Source organism: Aminobacterium sp. UBA4908, from assembly GCF_002398115.1.
Taxonomy (GTDB): Bacteria; Synergistota; Synergistia; order Synergistales; family Aminobacteriaceae; genus Aminobacterium; species Aminobacterium mobile.
Genome location: NZ_DHCG01000013.1, coordinates 1 through 21,449 on the forward strand (window position 1 = coordinate 1; position 21,449 = coordinate 21,449).

The 21,449-nt window shown below is 44.7% G+C and carries 21 protein-coding genes; 15 read left to right on the forward strand and 6 right to left on the reverse strand.

What is annotated here, in order from left to right:
* Window positions 1–180 precede the first annotated feature (180 nt).
* The 8 genes from B4J50_RS09270 (at window position 181) to B4J50_RS09305 (ending at window position 7,287) form a co-directional block, all read left to right on the forward strand.
* On the forward strand, window positions 181–996 hold the full coding sequence (locus tag B4J50_RS09270) for an ABC transporter permease (RefSeq protein ID WP_286934304.1): 816 nt from the start codon (window positions 181–183) through the stop codon (window positions 994–996).
* A 5-nt stretch (window positions 997–1,001) separates the two neighbouring features.
* Window positions 1,002–1,487, forward strand: coding sequence for a TIGR00725 family protein (locus B4J50_RS09275; protein ID WP_024821413.1), 486 nt, complete (start codon window positions 1,002–1,004; stop codon window positions 1,485–1,487).
* Window positions 1,484–2,527 carry an ABC transporter ATP-binding protein gene (locus B4J50_RS09280; protein ID WP_024821414.1) on the forward strand — a complete coding sequence of 348 codons (1,044 nt, stop codon included), beginning with the start codon at window positions 1,484–1,486 and terminating at the stop codon, window positions 2,525–2,527. Before B4J50_RS09275 ends, B4J50_RS09280 begins: the two co-directional genes overlap by 4 nt.
* A 26-nt stretch (window positions 2,528–2,553) precedes the next feature.
* Window positions 2,554–3,636: an extracellular solute-binding protein gene (locus B4J50_RS09285; protein WP_024821415.1), complete on the forward strand. Its 1,083-nt coding sequence runs from the start codon at window positions 2,554–2,556 to the stop codon at window positions 3,634–3,636.
* 63 nt (window positions 3,637–3,699) lie between these two features.
* Window positions 3,700–4,530 carry an ABC transporter permease subunit gene (locus B4J50_RS09290; protein WP_024821416.1) on the forward strand — a complete coding sequence of 277 codons (831 nt, stop codon included), beginning with the start codon at window positions 3,700–3,702 and terminating at the stop codon, window positions 4,528–4,530.
* 62 nt (window positions 4,531–4,592) lie between these two features.
* Window positions 4,593–5,468 carry a dTDP-4-dehydrorhamnose reductase gene (gene rfbD / locus B4J50_RS09295; RefSeq protein WP_286847068.1) on the forward strand — a complete coding sequence of 292 codons (876 nt, stop codon included), beginning with the start codon at window positions 4,593–4,595 and terminating at the stop codon, window positions 5,466–5,468.
* Window positions 5,458–6,051: a ribonuclease HI family protein gene (locus B4J50_RS09300; RefSeq protein WP_286847070.1), complete on the forward strand. Its 594-nt coding sequence runs from the start codon at window positions 5,458–5,460 to the stop codon at window positions 6,049–6,051. The genes rfbD and B4J50_RS09300 overlap by 11 nt, the downstream gene beginning before the upstream one ends.
* A 48-nt stretch (window positions 6,052–6,099) precedes the next feature.
* Complete coding sequence (locus B4J50_RS09305; RefSeq protein ID WP_286847071.1) at window positions 6,100–7,287, forward strand: MFS transporter; 1,188 nt, start codon at window positions 6,100–6,102, stop codon at window positions 7,285–7,287.
* On the opposite strand, the gene B4J50_RS09310 is transcribed toward B4J50_RS09305, so the two are convergent.
* From B4J50_RS09310 to B4J50_RS09330, 5 genes are read right to left on the reverse strand one after another with little or no spacing between them, the layout of a single operon-like run.
* Window positions 7,259–8,068 (reverse strand): ABC transporter ATP-binding protein, encoded by an 810-nt coding sequence (locus B4J50_RS09310; RefSeq protein ID WP_024821420.1) that lies wholly within the window; start codon window positions 8,066–8,068, stop codon window positions 7,259–7,261. The two genes, B4J50_RS09305 and B4J50_RS09310, sit on opposite strands and share 29 nt — an antisense overlap.
* Complete coding sequence (locus B4J50_RS09315; protein WP_286847074.1) at window positions 8,065–8,844, reverse strand: ABC transporter ATP-binding protein; 780 nt, start codon at window positions 8,842–8,844, stop codon at window positions 8,065–8,067. The genes B4J50_RS09310 and B4J50_RS09315 overlap by 4 nt, the downstream gene beginning before the upstream one ends.
* On the reverse strand, window positions 8,841–10,025 hold the full coding sequence (locus tag B4J50_RS09320; protein ID WP_286847077.1) for an ABC transporter permease: 1,185 nt from the start codon (window positions 10,023–10,025) through the stop codon (window positions 8,841–8,843). The genes B4J50_RS09315 and B4J50_RS09320 overlap by 4 nt, the downstream gene beginning before the upstream one ends.
* Window positions 10,025–10,999 (reverse strand): ABC transporter permease, encoded by a 975-nt coding sequence (locus B4J50_RS09325; RefSeq protein WP_024821423.1) that lies wholly within the window; start codon window positions 10,997–10,999, stop codon window positions 10,025–10,027. Before B4J50_RS09325 ends, B4J50_RS09320 begins: the two co-directional genes overlap by 1 nt.
* A gap of 10 nt (window positions 11,000–11,009) precedes the next feature.
* Window positions 11,010–12,692, reverse strand: coding sequence for an ABC transporter substrate-binding protein (locus B4J50_RS09330; protein WP_024821424.1), 1,683 nt, complete (start codon window positions 12,690–12,692; stop codon window positions 11,010–11,012).
* A 194-nt stretch (window positions 12,693–12,886) separates the two neighbouring features.
* Here B4J50_RS09330 and mscL point away from each other — a divergent pair, with 194 nt between their 5' ends.
* From mscL to B4J50_RS09345, 3 genes are all read left to right on the forward strand, one after another.
* Complete coding sequence (mscL, locus tag B4J50_RS09335) at window positions 12,887–13,342, forward strand: large-conductance mechanosensitive channel protein MscL (protein WP_034326166.1); 456 nt, start codon at window positions 12,887–12,889, stop codon at window positions 13,340–13,342.
* 93 nt (window positions 13,343–13,435) lie between these two features.
* Entirely contained in the window at window positions 13,436–15,235 is a 1,800-nt protein-coding gene (gene ggt / locus B4J50_RS09340; protein WP_024821426.1) for a gamma-glutamyltransferase, read from the forward strand.
* A 108-nt stretch (window positions 15,236–15,343) separates the two neighbouring features.
* The gene (locus tag B4J50_RS09345) at window positions 15,344–15,874 is read left to right on the forward strand and encodes an O-acetyl-ADP-ribose deacetylase (protein ID WP_024821427.1); all 531 of its coding nucleotides are present in this window, start codon (window positions 15,344–15,346) and stop codon (window positions 15,872–15,874) included.
* A gap of 73 nt (window positions 15,875–15,947) precedes the next feature.
* Here the strand turns inward: B4J50_RS09345 and galE are convergent, their stop codons facing one another.
* The gene (gene galE / locus B4J50_RS09350; RefSeq protein WP_024821428.1) at window positions 15,948–16,922 is read right to left on the reverse strand and encodes a UDP-glucose 4-epimerase GalE; all 975 of its coding nucleotides are present in this window, start codon (window positions 16,920–16,922) and stop codon (window positions 15,948–15,950) included.
* 176 nt (window positions 16,923–17,098) lie between these two features.
* Here galE and B4J50_RS09355 point away from each other — a divergent pair, with 176 nt between their 5' ends.
* From B4J50_RS09355 to B4J50_RS09370, 4 genes are all read left to right on the forward strand, one after another.
* Window positions 17,099–17,302, forward strand: coding sequence for a cold-shock protein (locus B4J50_RS09355; protein ID WP_156923315.1), 204 nt, complete (start codon window positions 17,099–17,101; stop codon window positions 17,300–17,302).
* A gap of 389 nt (window positions 17,303–17,691) precedes the next feature.
* Window positions 17,692–19,302, forward strand: coding sequence for a sugar ABC transporter ATP-binding protein (locus B4J50_RS09360; RefSeq protein ID WP_024821430.1), 1,611 nt, complete (start codon window positions 17,692–17,694; stop codon window positions 19,300–19,302).
* On the forward strand, window positions 19,295–20,350 hold the full coding sequence (locus B4J50_RS09365) for an ABC transporter permease (RefSeq protein ID WP_024821431.1): 1,056 nt from the start codon (window positions 19,295–19,297) through the stop codon (window positions 20,348–20,350). The genes B4J50_RS09360 and B4J50_RS09365 overlap by 8 nt, the downstream gene beginning before the upstream one ends.
* On the forward strand, window positions 20,347–21,438 hold the full coding sequence (locus B4J50_RS09370) for an ABC transporter permease (protein WP_024821432.1): 1,092 nt from the start codon (window positions 20,347–20,349) through the stop codon (window positions 21,436–21,438). The genes B4J50_RS09365 and B4J50_RS09370 overlap by 4 nt, the downstream gene beginning before the upstream one ends.
* Window positions 21,439–21,449: the final 11 nt, after the last annotated feature.

A 21,449-nucleotide genomic window follows, 5' to 3' on the forward strand; every position in this document is an offset into this window, starting at 1 on the left:
TATCCTCTTTACGCAGGGTTTTAATCATATCTACTCCTTTACAAAATAGTAGGCTGGGATTTTTTCCCAGCCTTTTCTTTTTTGCAGAACTGTAACTTGAATAAAAATCTTTTCCAGTGTATTCTTTCTCTCAGAATTGAAGTCCGTGTTTTGAATATGGAGGAAATTGTAGTGCATTCAATGGTTCGTCGAGCGTTGTCTTTTTCGTTAGGGGCTCTCTATTTTTCCTATATTTTGGCCCCTATTTTTTTGATTTTAGTGGGGTCTTTGGGGGCGAAATGGTTTGGTACCCTGCTCCCAGAAGGATTTACGTGGTCATGGTATTTGGATCTTTTTTCTCAGCCCATGTACATGGATGCCTTGAAAAGAAGCCTTCTTGTAGCCTTTCTGACTGTTGTCGGCAATGCTTTTATCTCTCTTCCTGCTGTATATGCCGTTCATGTTCTTGACAGGCCAGTGTTGCGGTCTATCTTCAACTTTACAATTCTTTTGCCAGTAGCTATTCCTCCTGTCGTAATGGGACTCGGCATGATCCAGGCTTTTAACTGGCCTGGAATGGCTCTTATAGGTACATGGCAGCTTCTTGTTGCTGCCCATATGGTTTATACTCTCCCCTTTATGCTCCGTCCCCTCATGGCGAATATGGATCTCATAAACTGGAAAACACTGGAGGAAGCGGGATTTTCTCTTGGCGCTGGAACCATGGTTATGATGCGCCGTGTACTGGTTCCTAATCTTCTGCCAGGGCTTATTTCTGGGGCTCTTATGACATTTGCCATGTCTTTAGGGGAGTTTCAGCTCTCGGTAATGCTTACGGGCTCTCAGAGTCAGACCTATCCTGTTGTTTTATATCAGGCCTTTTACGTAAGTACGGGCTTTGCCTGTGCTGCTACTACAATATTAGCTGGACTCTCCCTTTTCTCTCTCTTTTGTGTGTTGGGGCTAGGAGCCCTTTTTGGTAAATCAGGTCACGAACAGACACTTCTCGGGAGTTGAGAAATATGAAAATAGTGAGTGTTATAGGCACATCAACTGCAGATGAAACCGTTTGGAATAATGCGTATCAAGTAGGACGGCTTCTTGCGAAAAACAGATGTGTTGTGGTGTGTGGTGGTCGCGGTGGAGTTATGGAAGCAGTGTGTCGTGGCGTCGCCGAGGGAAAAGGGATATCTATTGGTATCTTACCGGGAGAACGTTCGGAAGCTAATTTATGGGTGACGATCCCCCTTTCTACGTGCCTTGGAGAGGCGCGTAATACGGTTGTAGTTTCAGCTGGGGACGTTGTAATTTCTATTGGAGGAGCTTTTGGGACCCTCTCTGAAATAGGGTTTGCCCTAAAAATGGGGCGGCCGGTAATAGCTTTGGGGACGTGGCAGATTCAGGATGAAAAAGGCGAACCAGCGCCGCTAATTCATGCCGAAACTCCTGAAGAAGCAGTACAAGTGGCTCTTTCCATATTTGAAAATGAAAGGGACGAAAAAGAGTGAGTAGTGTAGATCTTCAACATGTAGTAAAACGATTCGGCCATTTTATTGCGGTAGATAATATTTCTTTAAAGGTAGAGAAGGCCGAATTTTTATCTCTTCTTGGCCCCTCAGGTTGTGGTAAGACTACAACGTTGCGCCTTATAGCGGGCTTTCTCCGTGCTGATGAGGGGAAAATCGTTATTGGGGGAGAGGATAAAACCCATACTGGGCCTCGAAATCGAAGAGTGGGCCTTGTCTTTCAGAACTACGCTCTTTTCCCCAATCTCAGCGTTTTTGAGAATGTAGCTTTTGGTCTCAGAGTTCAAAAAGTAAAAGAGAAAGAGATAGAACAGCGAGTTATGGAACTTTTGGAAATGGTAGGGCTTGCAGAGAAGCGTTGCGGGTACTCCAAAGAACTTTCTGGTGGACAGCAACAGCGAGTAGCTCTTGCTCGAGCTCTTGCCATTCGTCCCGATGTTTTGCTTCTTGATGAGCCTCTTTCTGCTCTTGACGCTAAGGTAAGAAATTCTCTTCGTTTTGAAATTAAAAAAATTCAAAGGGAGAGCATGATTACCACTATTTATGTGACTCATGACCAGGAAGAAGCTCTCTCTATTTCAGATAGAGTGGCAGTTATGAATCGGGGAAAAATAGAACAGGTGGGGACTGCCTGGGACATTTATTCTTCTCCTCGAACCCTTTTTGTGGCAGATTTTGTTGGTGTTAACAATATTATTACAGTTTCTACCTGTGGAGATGGGGTTGCCCATTGGCAAGACATTTCGCTAAAGCTAGCCTGTCTTGAGCGCCGCCCTGCTGGTACATATAAAATTATGGTTCGACCAGAACGTATGAGTTTGGGAACGGAACATGGCGGGTATAACGTACTCACCGGAGTTGTGGAAGGTCGGGTTTTTCTTGGTCCTCTCTCTCGCATTGCTGTAGCCATAGGGGGAGAACGGTTATTGGTGGATGCTTTGAATTCTCATGTGGTATCTATAGAACCTGGAGATCCTGTTCGCCTCGCATTTTCCCCGGAAGATGGGCACGTTTTAGAATAAAAAAGAGAATACGGAGGTTACGAAGGATGAAAAAAATTGCTACTTTAGTTCTCATAGCACTTGCTATCCTTGCATTTGCAGCCGGCTTCGCACTGGCTGCAGAGCAGGAACTTTATTCTGGCGAAAAAGAGTTGGCCGAATTGGCCAAACAAGAGAAAGGGCTTAGCAGCTACGATACAGGTCCTACTTGGGCGAACTGGCAGGGGTTATTCGATGGTTTTACAGCACGTTATGGCATTAAGCTTGTATATAATGACCTTGGGAGTGGAGCCACAGTTGTTCGTCTTGAAAAAGAGTTGAACAACCCTCAGGCCGATACTGCCTATTATTTTATGCCTTTTGGTGCTCTTGCCAAAGAGAGAGGTGTTACTCAGCCTTTTAAGCCTGTAAATTTCGATAAAATTCCAGATATTTTAAAAGATCCAGATGGACATTGGTTCTCCATTCATAAGGGAACTGTGGTTTTTGTAGTGAACAAGCGCCTAATTAAAGAATCTCCCACTTCTTGGGAGGCTCTTCTCGACCCGAAATATAAAAAATCAGTGGTATATCTAGACCCCAGAACAGCTGGAATTGGTTACGCTATTGTTATTGCCACGGCATACTCTCACGGTGGGTCCTTGGACAATCTAGAGCCAGGAATCGATTACCTTGCAGAACTTCAGAAGAACGGCAACGTTCGTATGATCGAAAAAACAACTCCTTTCGATAAGTTTATTAAAGGTGAAATCCCCGTGTGGATTACCTACGATTGGAATGGGTATCGGGCTAAATATATTGCCGGTCTTGGCGATGATGTAGATATTATTATTCCCGAAGAGGGGACTATAACGTCTCCCTATGCTGTCAGCATGGCGAAAGGAGCTCCGAATCCTAATAGTGCCAAACTGTGGTTGAACTATATCCTTTCCGATGAGGGGCAGCAGACCTTCGCAAAAGGTTTTGTTCGGCCCATTCGTGATGACGTAGAGCTTCCCGAAGAGGTTGCTGATAAGTTCCTTCCTGCCTCTGAATATGAAAAAGCTAAGAACGTAGACTGGGTTGCAGCTCAAAAAGTGCAGGAAAAAGCAGCACAGATGTGGGGCAACAAAGTCTTAGGAGAGAATTAGACGTTAATGGAATAAGGGGCGGCTTCCCTTTCCCGCCCCTTTTATTTGAAGGAGTGAACATCTGTGGAGAGACGTTACGTAGCATTTTTCTTTCTTGTCCCCCTTGTGCTTTTACTGGGGATTTTTCTCATATATCCATTGGCTCTGGTTTTTATCGAGAGCGTAAGTATAGATGGGCATATTTCCCTTGCTAATTACCTTATGCTCTTTACTAAAAATCTTTACCGGGAGTCTCTTGGTACAAGTCTTGCCCTCTCTTTCTCCACAGCCATTTTAGGGACAGTTATCGGCTTGCCCCTTTCCTACATCGTCTATAAAAGCCAAGGACGTTTCCGACAGTTTCTCATGGCCCTTACAGCTGTTCCCTTAACGTTTAGTGGCCTTGTGATAGGCTTTATGTTTATCATTTTGTTAGGTACAAGTGGTTTTATCACCATGATTTTCAGTCAGATATTCGGGTTTAACCCCTTGGAGTTTTCTGCTTTCCTCTTCACGTGGCGAGGTTTGGTAGTGGCCTATCTCTATTTCCTTATCCCTCGAATGATTCTTACTATGACAGCTGCCTGGAGCAATGCTGACTGGAGCCTTATTGAGGCGGCAATGAATCTGGGTGCTTCCCGAATGACTATTCTTTTTAAAGTGCTTCTCCCCATGTTAGGCCCTGCTATTTTTGCCGGATCCTCCCTTCTTTTTGCCGTAAGTATGGGAGCTTTTGGAACGGCCTTTGCTCTTACCGGTACAGGCGTTAAAATTCTTCCCCTCGTGATCTATACTCATATATCCGAGGTTTCTGTGGATATTGGGCGAGCTGACGCTCTGGCAGTGGTCCTTGCAGTCGTGACCACCGTGGTTATTACCCTTTACGAAAGGCTTTTTGCTTCTAAAGGGAGATAAGACGACAATCCCCCCCTCCTTCTATGATAAAATGTTGAGCACTACCGGAAGGAGGGAGTAGCATGGATTTTTTTATTACTGGAAGCGGTGGACAACTGGCATGTGCTTTCCAGCGCCTTTTCAAAGAAGAAGATCTTTCTTTTTCTGCATACTCCCGCCAAGAACTAGACATAACAGACATAGGGCGTCTCAGAAGGCGCATAGAAGAAGATAAGCCGAACTGTATTATCAACTGCGCGGCGTGGAACGACGTAGACGGTGCGGAACAAAATTGGCGGGGAGCGTATATGGTTAATGCCATGGGCTCCAAAAATGTAGCTATAGTTGCCGGGGAGCAGGGTATTCCCCTCATCTCTTTCAGTACAGACTATGTTTTTAATGGTAAAAGCGTACGCTCGTGGACTATTGCTGACGCACCTGATCCTCTTAATGTGTATGGGCGCAGTAAGCTTTTGGGAGAACAGTTTATTCGGGATCACACCTCTCGGTTTCTTATAGTAAGGGCGAGTTGGGTTTTTGGACCTGAAGGGAAAGAATCATCAAATTTCCTCAAAAAAGTGTTTCAATGGAGTCTGAATCAGCGGGAGCTTCGAATTGTCTCAGATCAGATATCGAGCCCTACATATGCTCCAGATCTGGCAGAGCGAGTATTGGAGCTCCTTTATCGTCGGGAATGGGGACTCTACCATCTTTCGTGTGCTGGCCGGTGTAGCCGTTTTGAATGGGCTTCTTTTGCTCTTAAAGAACTAGGATGGCAGGGAACCATAGAACCAGCACGAAGCGAAGATTTTCGGCCTTTAGCTCAGCGCCCAGCAATGAGCGCATTAGATTCTTTCCCCTTAGAGGAGTTGAGTATTCGTATGCCTCGTTGGGAAGATTCAACTCTTCGTTTTTTAAAATCTATTGGACAGAAGAATGGTGACATTAATGACATATAGTGGACATTTTGATGGAGCTTCCCGTGGAAATCCAGGTGAAGCAGGAGCAGGAGCCCTGCTTTATGACGGAGAAGGCAATATTATATGGCAAAAAACGACGTATCTTGGCTCCAAAACGAATAATGAAGCAGAATACGAGGGATTGCTCATGTTGCTTCGCGAAATAAGAGAGCGGAATATAGAGCAAATTGTTATTCGTGGAGACAGTCGACTTGTAATCTGCCAGATGAAAAAAGAGTGGAAAGTAGCCAGTCCCCATCTTAAAATACTTTGGGAAGAAGCCCAACGTTTGATCCGTGGCCGCTCCATTGCCTTTGAATGGGTTCCAAGGGAGGAAAACAGCGATGCAGATTGTCTGTCAAATCAGGCCATAGACAAACATTCTGCGGATAAGCCTTCCGTCAATGTTTTTGATCCTTCTCGCCTTGAAAAGGTGGCGCCTTCTATCTTTATTGCCCATGGGACGGAAGATTATGCTGTAGATGTAAAACATAAGGCATGTACCTGCCCGGGTTTTATGCACCAAAAGCGCTGTAAACATTTAGACGCAGCTCTCTCCTTCTTAAATGGCGCTAAGTCTTGAGACTCTATTGAGCTCTCGATAAAAACCTAGTATTAGGAGGCATTTGTTATGGCGTCGCAACTTGATAGAAGAACTTTCCGACTCTGCTGGCTCGTAACATATTTCAGTCAGACATTTGTCTCTATGTTCTTTCTCTATCCAGTGGCCATTCAACAGCAGGGATTCCCTTTTATCCTCACCGGGTGGCTCATGAGCATTTTCAGCGTCACATCTACGTTGGTTCGTCCTTTTAGTGGAATAATAACAGAGCGGATAGGCGTTCGGAAAAGTTTGCTCATAGCTTCTATTTTCCTTTTTGCTTCATCACTTCCGTTGTTGTGGGTTCAGTCTTTTTCCGGTCTCATGATCTTGCGGGCGTGTATGGGCTTCTTCTATGGAATAGTGATGGTAGCTATTACTACGTATCAGGCCCTGAGCATTCCGGCCGATCGCCGGGGGCGTTTGTACGCCTGGATCGCTATTGCGTATGTATTGCCTCTCGTAACAATTCTTCCAATAGCCGAATTCTCTCTCTCCCGTATGGGAACGAGCTTTTATCTTATTTTGGCCCCTCTTCTTGTCCTCGCTCTCATTTTTTCTACGAAGTACCTTCCGCGTCTCGCCGAACTGGAACATTCCGATGAAGATGACTCTCCTTTCCCCCATAACAGGAACCAGGCGCAACAATGGGGAAGTTGGAAAGAGATGTTTTCCGTTCCAGGTTTTTGGCCTCTTATGGCGACTCTTCTGACGTGGTCTCTCGTCAATTCCTCTACCTTACAATATATGCCCTCCCTTATTCATTCCAGAGGAATGATTGCCAGTGCTTTTATGATGACAAACGCAGTAGTTTCTCTCTTCTTGCGCTTCCTTGCCACGGGAATTATGGACCGCATAGACCGCACGTTGATAGGAAGCCTTTCCATTGCTCTTATGGGCGCTGTAGTGGTAGGTGCAAAAGTAGCTTTCAGTAACCAGGCTTTCTGCTTTTTAGGAGCTATTTACGGGATAGGCATGGGAATGGGTTTCCCTGTAATGCTTGCTTTAATGCCAGATATATTCCCTCGCCATCTTCAGCCGAAGGGAGTGGCGGCGGGGACTCTTCTTATGGAAGGGGGCTTCATTATAACTCCCTTCATTATGAGTTATGGAGGCTTTCTATGGGGGCTGGAGAATGTTTTGGCTCTTATGGGCGCTTTTGGATGTGCAAATGGATTGTTCCTTGCTTTTAAAGGCTGGAAGCGCTCACGTCGGTGAGAGTGGGCGTCGCATCTATAAGCCTTCGAGTGTATCTGTGTTTTGGGAAGGATAAGAGCTTTTGCGTTGCTCCCTCTTCGCAGCATTCCCCCCGTAACAATATCATGCCTTTCTCTGCTGCAGCCCTGGCGAGATAGAGATCATGTGTAACGAAAATCATAGACATGCCGTATGTTACTCTCTCACATAAAAGATCTACAATATCACTTCGAGTCGAGGCGTCTTGCATGCTTGTAGGCTCATCGCATAAAAGAAGCTCTGGTTCTAAAATCAGAGCTCGAGCCAAAGCGATACGCTGTCTTTGCCCTCCAGAAAGACCAGATCGAACGCGGGTGGAGAGAAGTCGATCTTCCCGTATCCCTAATTTTTCAAGAATATTTCTAGCTCTACCGTACGCTTCAGAGCGGCTTTTTCGCCCATATACGATAATCCATGGTTCTGCTACAGCATCTATAACTGTCAATGTGGGAGGCAGACTGCCGTAAGGATCCTGAGAAACATAACCACATCGTCGTCGAAGCCCTATGCGTTCTTGACGCGAGCAACGATGTATATTTCCCCCGAAAAGAAAAGACGCTCCTTCTGTAGGAGAAATAAGCCCTAATAAAATTCGTAAAAGAGTTGTTTTGCCACTACCTGATTCTCCAATAAGGGCAAGACTTTCTCCCTTTCGTAATATGAGATTTATATTTTTAAGAGCCCAACAACCACGTTCATTTCTTCTCCTGGATGGGAAGAAGACGCTAACCTTTCTTGCCTCTACGAGGAATCCGTTTGTCATGACAAATCTCCTTCTATCTTTTTCAGAGCTTGAACAAGCTGAATTGTATGAGAGTGACGAGGAGCGTTCACTATTTTTGAGGGGCTTCCTTCCTCAACAATCTCTCCGCTTTTCATTACTGCTATCTCATCACAAATATGGGTAGCTAAAGGGAGATCATGGGTTACGAAGAGCATGCCCATATTTCGTCTTTTTACTAAATTCTCTAGCATAGATATAATCTCTTTCTGAGTAATTACATCAAGAGCAGTTGTTGGTTCATCTGCGAGAAGGAAGGCTGGATCACACGCTAAAGCAATGGCTATGGCCGCTCGTTGCTTCTGCCCTCCAGATAGTTCATGGGGGTATCTTTTTGCAAGAAAAACTTCAAGTTCGGCCTCTTCGAGCAGAGAGGCGCATCTCTTTTTGGCAACTGAGCCGGAAAGTCCAAGATGAACCTCTAAAACTTCTTCTATATGTTCTCCTATGGTGAGCACTGGCGTAAAGGAATTCATAGCTCCTTGCGGAACCAGCGCTATCTCTTTCCATCGAATAGAGTTCAACATACTGTCATTAAGAGTTAAAAGGTTAATATTATCGTAAATAATGGCCCCTTCTACCGTGACTTGGGGAGAAAGGAGCCCTGGGATAGCCATGAGGAGAGAGCTTTTCCCACTTCCAGATTCTCCTACAAGGCCCGTAATGGTGCCTTTATGGAGAGTTAGAGATACGTTCTTGATGGCGAGTACCTTGTTTTTCCCTTCATAGGTTACGGAGAGGTTGATTATATCAATCATGACCGCGCTTCCCCCTTCAAAAGAGGATCCACTCGTTCTTCTAAATATTTCCCCAGATCAAGAAAAACCAGACAGAGCAATGTAATCCCCAACCCTGGAGGAATAAGTAGCCACCAGGCTCCTTGAGAGAAAGCGCCAAAAGCATAAGCTTCGTGAAGCATCCGCCCCCACGAAATGATGCGAGGATCTGAGAGCCCTAGAAAAGAGATACCTGCCTCAGATAGAATGGCGCTAGGAACTCCCAAGGCGATATTTGCCAAAAGCAGGGGGAGGGTTTCTGGTAGCAAGTGGCGCCAGAGAATATAATGAGTCGGAGCACCAAGACCTCGCAAGCCCTCGATGTAGCCGCTATCTCGCAGAGTAAGTGTCATTGCTCGAACTGTACGAGCCGTCCCCATCCATGAAAAAAGCGAAAGAATAAGAACCAATTGCCAAAGGCCCTTCCCCCAAAAAGCGGCTAAAACCATGAGGATGGGGAGGATTGGGATGGAGAGAAGCACATCTACACCTCTCATAATGAGGGCATCAAGCCATCCCCCAACATAACCACTTAAGAGTCCAAAAGAAAGGCCTAGAAAAGTGGCCAGAAAGGTTGCGCTGATCCCCACTATCAGGGAAACTCTCACCCCCTCTATAAAAAGGAGCAAGACATCTCGGCCGCGCTGATCTGTTCCTAACGCTCCCCACCGCCCTCCCTCTATATGTAAAGCGAGGTCTCCCTTTACAATATATTCTGGGTGATCAAAAGCAAGAGTGTACTCTCCCTCTTCAGGGAAAAGAACCTGAGGAACTTGTGCAAAAGGAGAGGCGCCAAGCATCTCTTTAAAAGCCATGTCCCGCCCGTCTATCTCCAGAGTTGTTTCCCCTTGAGGAAAGAGCAGCAAAAAAAGTTCTCGATCTGGCATTATCCAGAGGAGAGAGACAGGCTTTGTAGCTACAATATACCCTACGAGACGAAGGCGAGCTGGAGGGCTATATGTCCATGCAATAGAGGATTCCCCTTTGTTTTTCGATATGGCGAGGTCTATCGTAGGAGGAAGATTGTGACGTAGCCATAGTGGTTTCGCAAAGGGCGGTGCTACTTCATCAGAAGGAGAAATGCTAAAAAGGGAGGGGCCCACCATTGCCAAGAAGAAGAGGCATAGGAGGACACGGAAGCTCCATCGTCGACGCAGCTCCATTATTTTTCTCTCCTTTCAAAACGAACCCTCGGGTCTACTATGCCGTAAAGAAGGTCAGCAGCCAGGTTGCTGAAAATTGTCAGTAAAGCGAGAAGATAGAAGGCAGCGCTGGCAGCAGGATAGTCGCGACCGGTTACAGAATCGAAGAGGAAACGACCTACTCCATGCAGAGAGAAAACAGTTTCTGTAATGACTGCCCCTGAAATAATCCCTGGTATGGAGAGGAGCAAAATAGTGAGGAGGGGAGGGATAAGAGTGCGGAAAGCGTGATTCCAGACAATTCGTTTTTTCGGGAGGCCTCGAGCCTTTCCCATGGCAATAAAATCTTCCCCCAAAACTTTCACCATAAGGTTTCGCACATAGAGAGCCCATCCTCCAAAACTGAGAAGGACTAAAGATCCTACAGGCAACATAAGATGCCACACGTAGTCGATTATGGAGACCCAGAATCCTTGAGGAGGAGGGATGGAGACACTGCCTCGAAGTGGGAAGAGGGGAAGAGCGTAAGCAAAAGCCATAAGTAGAATGAGTTGCAAAAAGAAAGAAGGAAAAGAGAAGGAAAGAGCGCCGCCCCATAGAACAATTCTCTCTCCCCAGCACCCCCTTTGTAACGCAGCTCGTATACCAAGCCATGTGCCAATACCTGCAGAAAGGAGCAACGCTGATCCGAGCAGCGCAATAGTATTGGGGAGACGGGAGGATAGCTCTTCCCAAATAGGCCGAGCGGTGAGAAAAGACAATCCAAAATGGAAAGTGACCATTTGTTTCATATAGAGAATAAATTGAGTCTCCAGAGGCTTATCCAGACCGTATAGACGTTGCAATTCCATCTTGGCTTCAGGAGAAAATCTGGGATCCAGAATGGTTCCTACAGGATCTCCCGGCATAAGGCGGAAGAGCAAAAAATTTAAGACAAGAACAATGAACAGAACGAGAATGGAGCCTGCTATTCGTCGAGCCCAGTAATTTTTCATGGTTGATCCCTCATTTGCGAAGAAGCCAGAAGTGGGGGTTGCGTATAAAGTGAACGTACTCTCCAGGGCGATATTCTTTGAAGATAAAGGGCCCTGACCCCACCAACTGGGAGAGTCCCTCTTCGCCTTCCAACGGGGTTTGTGCTGGTTTCCAACTCTGCCAATCCGATACTTTTTCCAGTATATGACGAGGAAAAATAGGGAGCCCCCCAATATTATGGAGATGCCAATAGCTCGTGGTCTTCATAGTAACCTCCAAGGTGTATTCGTCAGGCGTCTCAACTTTATCAACATCACTCACAGCATCATAAAATCGAGGTGGCCGATGTTTTTTAAGAAAGCTAATAGTAAAAGCAGGGTCAGAAGCTGTCAGGGGACGTCCGTCCTGCCACGTAACCCCTTTCCTAATATGGAAGGAGAGTTTTGTTGCCGGAAGGTCTCCCTCTCTTATAGTCTCTATCTTCCATGATTCAGCGATCCATGGAAGATCGCCCAGGTTTTCAGGATTTATTGCCAGAAGGGCGTCGTAAATAAGTGACAGAACGTTCCAGTCATAGGCGGAACTGGCTGTTAGAGGGTTGAGAGAGCGTGGCTCATCTGCAAGAGCTACACGAAGGGGTTCCATAGAACCTTCCCTCGGTTCCATGCGCAGGAAACTCCATATATTATCCGATGTTGTATAGGAAGTGGCATACGTCCCTTTCCACAACGTCGAAGCGGCGGATATGGAATATCGACTGTAGATCGGAACTACTGGCACAATGTCTGCCAACATCTTTTGGGCTTCAGAAGCTGCCAATCGAGCAGAGGCTTCGTCGTGGGCCCATCGAAGCCTTTCGAGAATGCTATCCAGGTTGGAATTATATATGCCAGGAATATTATATCCGCCCTTTACGTCCATAGAGGAGTGGTATAAGGCGAACAAGGAATCTGGGTCCCGTGTCATCTGCCACGCCAAAACATATGCATCGAATTTTCGCTCGTCCAGCAGTGCGATCATAGTAGAAAAATCCATGGGTTCGACCTCTATGGGAATCCCAATGGCTCGAAGAGAAGCCGCAGCTTGTTCGGCGATCTCTGCTGTTGTGGGAGCTATCTGAGCAGTAGGCGAGAGGAGCTTCTGTGGAGTAAGAGTTCTTTTAGCATCAGGTCCGGTCCCATCTGGAGATACGAGGATGCCATTTTTGTTCCAGCTCCAGCCAGCTTCCTGTAGACGTTTTTTCGCATGATCAGGGTTATAAGGGTAGGTAACCACATTTTGTTCAAAGTAGGGAGAAGCTGGAGGTAAAAAGGTAGACAGTGGCTCTGCATAGCCCGAGAAAAGGTCTCGTACCAGTTTCTCTCGTGGAATTGCCTCGCAAACGGCCTGGCGTAACGCTACAGAGTTCCATGGAAAGGCTCGTAAATTAAAACCGAGGAAAAATCCGTGGAATCCTTTTGCAAGAGACATGCCTATTGAGAGATTCTGAGACAACCTCTCAATATCTACAGGTCGAGCAATATCACTGAGGATATGAACCTGCCCCTTCTCCAGAGCCAAAAGTTGGGCATCAGGATCACGTACAATTATCAAATATAAATCTGTAACACGAGGACCAGAAAAAGAGCTCATCTCAAAAGCTCTTGCAGACACTGGTAAAATCATGACGAAACTAAGAATAAAAATAGCTACAATTATCAGTGTACGCTTCATCTTCTCACCCCCATAAAATGGTGCCAGGTCTTGAATTGCGCAGCGTTTTTATAACTTCATTTTTATCGTGTTCTTTTTATTGTCCATTGTAATATTATTTTTTATTCCTGCCCCATGTATTTACCGATAAAGATGTTTAGATTGTTTCATTATATAATATAGGGATAACTATTTTTTAATATAGGGGGGATACCATGTCTATCTTAAAAGAATTCAAAGAGTTTGCCGTGAAGGGTAACGCTATGGATATGGCGGTAGGAATCATTATTGGTGGAGCATTTGGGAGCGTTGTTTCTTCTTTGGTGAATGATGTAATAATGCCGCCTATTGGGTTACTTATGGGCAATGTAGATTTTAAAGATGTTTTTTGGGTTTTGAAGGAAGGGGCGACGGCTGGGCCCTATGTTTCTTTGGCGCAAGCAAAAGAGGCTGGAGCTGTTACATTGAATGCAGGTTTGTTTATTAACTCCATAGTAAGCTTTCTTATAGTGTCCTTCGCTGTTTTTGTCCTTGTGAAAAATTTGAACCGACTAAGAAAACCATCAATGCCAGCACCGAAACCACCAGTAAAAATATGCCCGTACTGCTTCACTGAAATTCCTGAACAGGCTCTTCGATGCCCAGCTTGTACTTCTACTTTGGAAAAATAAAATAAGGCCAGATCTTGAAATGTTCAGGATCTGGCACGGCCTTATAATATGGGAATGTAGGTGCAGATTAATGGAAATATGGGGTTATAGGAGATGAAAATACGTAAGTTAAGGTTTTGCAACGCTGGATTTCTGGGCTCGGGACATGGCATCATTTGTTGTTCCTTTATACTATATGCCTTCCTCTTTTTTGCCCCAACATCTCAGGCTGTAACGATAGCTCCTGTCCTTCAATCTGATCACGGCATTGTTGTTGCGATGAATCCTGATGCCGCTAAGGTTGGGGCAGAAATTTTGGAGAAAGGTGGGAATGCTTTTGATGCGGCTATAGCAGTGAGTGTGGCTTTGGGAGTGGTAGAGCCCTATGGTTCTGGTTTGGGGGGAGAGGGGTATCTTATTGGCAGAACAGCTGATGGGGAGAGATTTGCTTTGGACTTTCGCAGCGTTGCTCCTCATTTGGCTACATATGAAAATATAAGAAAGAGTAAGATGTCATTTGCGAAGACGATGCAAACTCTGAAGGGGGCAGGTGTTCCCGGCCTTCCCGCTGCTCTGGAATACATTCATAAAAAGCTGGCAACCATGCCTTTATCGGATTTGATATCGCCGGCTATCCACTTAGCGGAAGAAGGATTTGTGGTTACTAAGGAATTCGCCCAGGCAGTGGCTTTTTACTACGATCACCTGATCCTTTCCGCTCCTGATTTTCTAAAGAACGGACAGCAACTTTGGAAAGAGGGAGACCGATGTTTCAATCTACCTTTGGCCCAAACGCTTCGCATTTTGAGTCAAGAAGGATTGCAATCGTTTTATAGTGGTTCTATTGCTGATTCTATAGAAACATTTATGAAACACAACGAGGGCTGGATTCAAAAAGGAGATCTTCAGTCTTATAGTGTATGTGCGCGAAGCCCTCTTCATGGAACGTATCGAGACTACGATATATATGTAGCGGGAATGCCAGCAGGAGGGCCGCGTCTTATTGAAACCCTCAATATTTTGGAGAAATTCAATATCTCTGCTTTTGAATGGGACGACCCATTACGAATACACCTTATGCAAGAAATTTTTATCCTTACAGCACTGGATCAGGAAAAATTCGTAGGTGATACATCTTTTGACGATCTGCCAGAACATGGTCTAGTAGATAAAAAATATGCTCAACGTCGTTTTATGGAGCTTAATCTATCTCAGGCTTCTTCCCCAGAGGAATGGAAACAACGCTACGGAAATCCTCTCCTTTTTGAAGAGGGCAAAAAATTCTCAGATATTTTAATAGAAGAAAAACCCTATAAAGCTCCTATAGAAAACAAGGAAATTGTGCCTGTAGAATCATCCTCTACAACCCATTTTGCCATAGTGGACCAATGGGGGAATACTGTTTCCTGGACACAAACCATATCCGATTTTTGGGGAACAGGCTATTGGGTAGGAGGTTTTTTTCTTAACAACGAATTATGTAATTTCCAAGATGGATCTGCACAGGGAGACCCGCTTTACATGGAAGAAGGGAAACGCCCTCGCACTACAATTGCCCCTTTAATTATAGAAAAGGGCGGAAAGATTAAGTGGGTGCTTGGAACGCCTGGAGGAGGACGTATCGTTTCCACCTTAGTTCAGGTAATAGTAGATCTTGTCGATTTTCATATGACCCTTGAGGAGGCTGTAAAAGCTCCTAAATTTGTAGGCTACACTCTGTATCCAGAGTTGCGCATGGAAGACGCTTTCCCTGTGAACACTATAAAATGCCTTGAGAAATTTTTCGGCCATACTGTGAAATTGTACCCATATCCAGATGCATTTTTTGGTGGATTAAATGCCATTGGTGTCAATGAAAATGGCATCGTTCAAGGAATAGGCTCTCTGCGCCGCAATGGTGCTGCTGGAAAATAAATGACATCACCCTTACAAACAAGAAAACAAATGACAGTAAAAAATAAGTATTTTTTAAGTACTTTTAATGGACAAAGGCAATTTTTTCACGAAAGGAGAGGGAGTATTATGACTATCGATAAGAGGATCCGCCTCTACGAGGGAGACATAACGACTATGGCGGTGAATGCCATTGTTAATGCCGCAAATACGTCTCTTCTTGGCGGTGGCGGAGTGGATGGTGCTATTCATAGAGCTGCGGGCCCCGAGTTGCTTAAAGCCTGTCGTTCTCTTGGAGGGTGTGCCACTGGAGATGCAAAGATAACAAAGGGATATAATCTTCCCGCCTCTTACGTCATCCATACCCCCGGGCCGGTTTGGCACGGCGGAACGAGGGGGGAAGCAGAGCTTCTGGCTTCATGCTACCGTCGAAGCCTGGAACTTGCAAGGGATCATGACTGTACTACAATAGCGTTCCCGGCTATAAGCTGTGGTGTCTATGGCTATCCTGTTGCGGAAGCATGCTCAATAGCGCTGAATACGATTTCGGATTTCCTGGCGAACGACCAAAAAATCAAGGTAGTTTATCTGGTTGCCTTTGGTTCGGTGATTGCGAGGGAATACGAGAAACTTGGGGTGCCTGCGGCGGAAGAAATATAATTTCGCAGAGAGGGAAAAGAGAGGCGCCGTTTTTCCTTCTCTGCTATTCCACACTGTATCCTTGCGAGCATCGCTATCCGAATCTTTTTTGATGCCACGCCCAGGCTGTTTCGACAATCTGTTCCAAAGCGGCATAGCGTGGTTCCCATTCCAAAGTCTTGATAGCTTTTTGAGAGGAAGCCACGAGTTTCGCGGGATCTCCCCAACGTCGTGCTCCGTCTATAGTGGGGACGGGATGTTGGGTTACCTTTCGTACTGTTTCTATAATATCGAGTACAGAATAGCCGCTTCCATTCCCAAGGTTATATGTTTCTATGGAGGCTTTCCCTGCTAAAAGGCGCTGTAATCCTAAGACATGAGCTTGTGCCAAGTCCGTTACATGAATGTAGTCTCGCACACACGTACCGTCCTTTGTAGGGTAGTCTCCACCGAAAATAGCAATAGACGCACGCCGCCCCAGCGCCACATCAAGTACAAGAGGAATCAGATGGGTTTCAGGAGAGTGATCTTCCCCTGTACGTCCCTGGGGGTCTGCCCCTGCGGCATTAAAATAACGGAAAGAAATACTTTTAAGTCCATAGGCGTCATAATAGCGGCGCAACACACTTTCGAGGAAGAGCTTTGTTTCGCCATATACATTTGTGGGTGTTTTGTTGGCTTCTTCTGAAATTGGCACAGTTTCAGGCTCGCCATAAACAGCGGCTGTAGAAGAAAGCACAAAAGACATAACGTTATGGCTTCTCATCGCGCGTAAAAGATTGAGTGTCCCAGTTATATTGTTCCAATAGTATCCTTCTGGTTCCTTCATAGACTCCCCTACAAGACTGAGAGCTGCGAAGTGAAGTACACCTTCAATAGGATATGTATCAAAAACTTTTTGTACAAAAACTTCATCCCGTAAGTCGCCTTCCGCGAGATAGGGAGAAAAGACAAGATCTTTATGCCCGCGGCTGAAATTATCGAGAACGACTACATGGAAGCCAGCTTCCTGTAAAGCCAAAACTGCTGTGCTACCTATATACCCAGCTCCTCCTGTGACGAGAATCATTGCTATCACCCCTTAAAAATACAAACAATTGAAGTATACCTGAAAAAGTTTGAGAGTGCTTTCTCTTTTGTGTTTTTTGTATAATTGAATAGAGAGTGCTAGACCTTTATTTAGAAATATGATAGCGTGATAAACGCTGGTTTGAGGCCGGCTATTCGATTTATTTAGGAGGAAAAATCTTGAAACAGGGAACAGTCAAATGGTTTAATGCGACGAAGGGCTATGGGTTTATTACGAGCGATGAGGGGAAAGATGTCTTTGTCCATTTTAGCGCTATTCAGGGGGATGGTTTCAAGACTCTCGATGAAGGTCAGCGAGTTTCCTTCGATGTAACAGCCGGCGCAAAGGGAGATCAGGCAGCAAACGTTATAAAACTTTAGTTTTATAACGTAACGTCAAGTCTTGAATGTATGCAATTGCGCTTAAAGTATACGAATAAAGCATGTTGATAGAGAAGGTGGCCCAAAGGTACATGGGCTGCCTTTTTTTATGTGCCACTTCCTTGCTGCTCTATACCTAAGTTATGCAATGTATCCTCTCTTTTCTGTGCCCATGCGAATTGTTGCGTGCTATACGCAATGTTGACAATTACAACTGAAAGTGGATCCGCTTTTTTCTCCTCATTTGAAACCGAATTCTATTTTTCTTAAGTATATACAAGTTTAAAAAATTTAAAGATATCCTCTTGACTGAGAAATATTGCTGTGTTAATGTTCAAATGTCCAACAGCCATACTGTAGGATATTGTTTAAAGAGAGGGGGGTGCGGAATGTTTGATTCGAAACCGCTTCTGCAAATGTGCAGTATCTGTAAGGACTTTTACGGCAATAAAGTTCTGGAAGGTATCGATTTTCACTTGAAGCGGGGAGAAATTATAGGCTTAGTGGGGGAAAACGGAGCTGGAAAATCAACCCTCATGAACGTTCTGTTTGGAATGCCTGTTATCCATGACACAGGCGGTTATAGTGGAAAAATTCTAATAGAAGGGGAAGAGGTTCATTTTACTAACCCTTTGGACGCTATTGATAACGGAATAGGAATGGTTCATCAAGAATTTTTCCTCATCCCAAGCTTTACCGCAACAGAGAATATCCTTCTCAATAGAGAAGTCTCTCGATACAACCCTTTAGTTGAAGTTTTTGGTGATCGTTTTCGATTGTTGGATAGACCCGCTATGAAAAAACGCGCAGAAAAAGCGATACAGGTTTTGGGGGTAGATATCCACCCAGATGCGCTCGTTTCAGAGATGCCGGTAAGTTATAAACAATTTACTGAAATAGCGCGCGAAATAGATAGAGAGCAGATGAAAATTTTAGTTCTCGATGAGCCCACTGCCGTACTAACGGAGTCTGAGGCAGAGACCTTCTTGAAGACATTAAAGAGACTATCTGCGAAAGGAATTGGTCTCATCTTTATATCTCATAGGCTTCAGGAAGTTCTAGATGTATGCGACCGCATTATCGTTTTAAGAGATGGCCGGGTTATTAGAGATATTCCCACATCAGAAGCGGATATTCGAAGCATTGCATCGTGGATGGTTGGTCGCGAGATTAAAGAAAGCTCAACACAAGTCAATAAAAGAGAAAAAACAAAAAGGCCTGTAGTTTTATCTGTTCAGAACTTACAAGTGGATATGCCTGGAGAAAAAGTAAAAAATGTTTCTTTCGATGCTTTTGGTGGAGAAATATTAGGTATTGGAGGACTTGCAGGGCAGGGGAAGCTCGGTATCCCCAATGGCATTATGGGATTGTTCCCTTCCAGGGGAACTGTCTTATTAGATGGCAAAGAACTTAAACTTAATGATCCTCTTTCCTCATTACGGTCAGGCCTGTCTTTTATCTCAGAAGATAGAAGGGGAGTTGGTCTTCTCCTCGATGAGTCCATAGCTTTAAATATTGCCTTTACTGCCATGCAGGTCCATGAACGATTTATTAAAAAACTCCTCGGTGGATTTATTAAATGGAGGAATGAGGAAGAATTGTATCAATATGCAGAGGACTATATAAAAAAGTTAGATATAAAGTGTACTGGACCAAACCAAAGGGTTATAGAACTTTCCGGAGGAAACCAGCAAAAAGTGTGTGTCGCAAAGGTCCTTGCCACTTCCCCTCACGTCCTCTTTGCTTCAGAACCTACTCGGGGCATTGATATAGGGGCAAAACAGCTTGTCCTTGATGTTTTAAAGGAATTTAACGAAAAATTGGGGACGACTATTATTGTGACGAGTTCTGAACTTCAAGAGCTTCGTTCTGTCTGCCATAGAATTGCAATTGTTAGTGAAGGGGAGATAGCAGATATCCTCCCAGCAGATGCTCCTTTGGAAGAATTCGGTCTCCTTATGCTTGGCAATAAGAAAAAGGAGGAAGCAACTCATGCATAACTCCCAACAAATAGAAAGAATCGTAGCGCAATTTGGTTGGCCTCGTGTCATTATTGCTTTCTTTCTTGTGATACTCTTTGCTATTGCTCCTTTTGTTGGCGTTCGCGTGGATACGTCCTTAAGCGACACATTAGTTAGGGTAGGAATGAACGGCATTATGGTGTTAGCCATGGTTCCCATGATCCAGTCCGGTTGTGGCCTTAACTTTGGGTTGCCTTTAGGTGTTATAGCTGGGCTTGTTGGCGCAGTGACATCTATGGAATTTTCCTTACAGGGATTTACAGGTTTTTTTGTAGCTCTTTTAATTGCTATCCCTCTCGCGGCTCTTTTAGGCTATATCTATGGCTGGATTTTAAATCTGGCGAAAGGCGATGAAATGATGATCGCCACCTATGTAGGTTTTTCCTCTGTGGCTTTTATGTGTATGATGTGGCTCCTTTTGCCCTATCGTAATCCACTCATGCTGTGGGGATTTGGTGGTAGTGGTTTGCGAACTACGATCAGTCTCGAAGGTTTTTGGCTTGAAGTTTTGAACAAATTTTTAGCTTTCCGTATTGGTAATTACTTCTTTTTCCCAACAGGCACCTTCCTTTTTTTTGTGGCGGCATGCTTTTTAGTGTGGGCTTTTTTCAGAACGAAAACAGGAACTGCTATGACATCTGCAGGGAGTAACCCGCAATTTGCCAGAGCTAACGGCGTTAATGTCGATCGCATGAGAGTTTTATCGGTAATTATATCTACTGTTCTGGGTGCAGTTGGGATGGTTGTGTACGAACAAAGTTATGGTTTTATCCAGCTCTATATGGGGCCTTTTTACATGGCTTTCCCAGCTGTAGCAGCAGTGTTGCTAGGTGGAGCTTCTGTAAACAAAGCGACAATTACGAACGTTGTTATAGGAACGTTGCTCTTCCAAGGAATACTGACCATGACCCCTTCTGTTATTAACGGTCTTCTAGAGACAGACATGTCAGAGGTTATTCGAATCATTGTCTCTAATGGCATGATTTTATACGCTCTTACCAGGAAAGAGCAGGTGAAAAAAAGATGAAAAAACATTCTTTAAAGGGGTTTATATTATCGAACATAGTTCCCATCATATTTCTTGTTTTCGCTCTTTTCGCCATTCCTATCTCAGGCTTAAGTTGCCACTATCTTCTTCAGGAAATGATAACTCGCCTAAGCCGTAATACTTTTCTGGTTTTATCTCTTCTTATACCAGTACTTGCCGGAATGGGATTGAATTTTGGAATGGTTCTTGGCGCAATGGCCGGGCAAATTGGTTTAATCCTTGCCGTCGATTGGGGTGTTGCAGGTATTCCGGGCTTGTTGATAGCAGCTTTGATAGGAACCCCCATATCCATTCTTTTAGGCCTTCTTTGTGGGTATGTAATGAATAGAGCAAAAGGCAGGGAAATGGTGACTTCGTATATTTTAGGATTCTTCATGAATGGGGTTTACCAATTCGTGGTTCTTTATTGTATGGGATCGATTTTCCCACTCAAAGATCCTGAACTTTTGCTCTCTAGAGGGTACGGCGTAAGGAACACAATGGCTCTTCCCGGCATTAGGAAGGCGCTGGATTCTCTTGTGACAATAGAAATACAAGGGCTTTCTATCCCTGTAGCAACTTTTGTGGTTATTTTAGCCTTTTGTCTCCTTTTGGTCATGTTTGAAAAGACAAAACTTGGGCAAGACATGCGGGCTGTAGGTAAGGATATGGCCGTTGCAGATGGGGCTGGAATTCCTGTGGAAAAAACGCGTATCGTGGCCATTATTATTTCCACTCTTCTTGCTTGTTACGGGCAAATTATCTTCCTGCAAAATCTTGGAACCATAAATACCTACAATAGTCATGAACAGACAGGTATTTTCGCTATAGCAGCGCTCCTTATTGGTGGTGCCACAGTTTCGAAGGCACGTATTTCCAATGTTTTTATCGGAGTCCTCCTCTTTCACTTAATGTTTGTGATCTCACCGACTGCTGGAAAAAATCTTATAGGGGATGCGCAGCTTGGTGAATACTTTAGGGTATTTGTTTCTTACGGGATTATTGCTGTAACTCTTTTGCTTCACGCGTGGGAACGACGTCGAGCTCGAATAGCTCGAATGAAAATGGAAGACGAAGATCTGGTTTAGAAGAGAAGAGG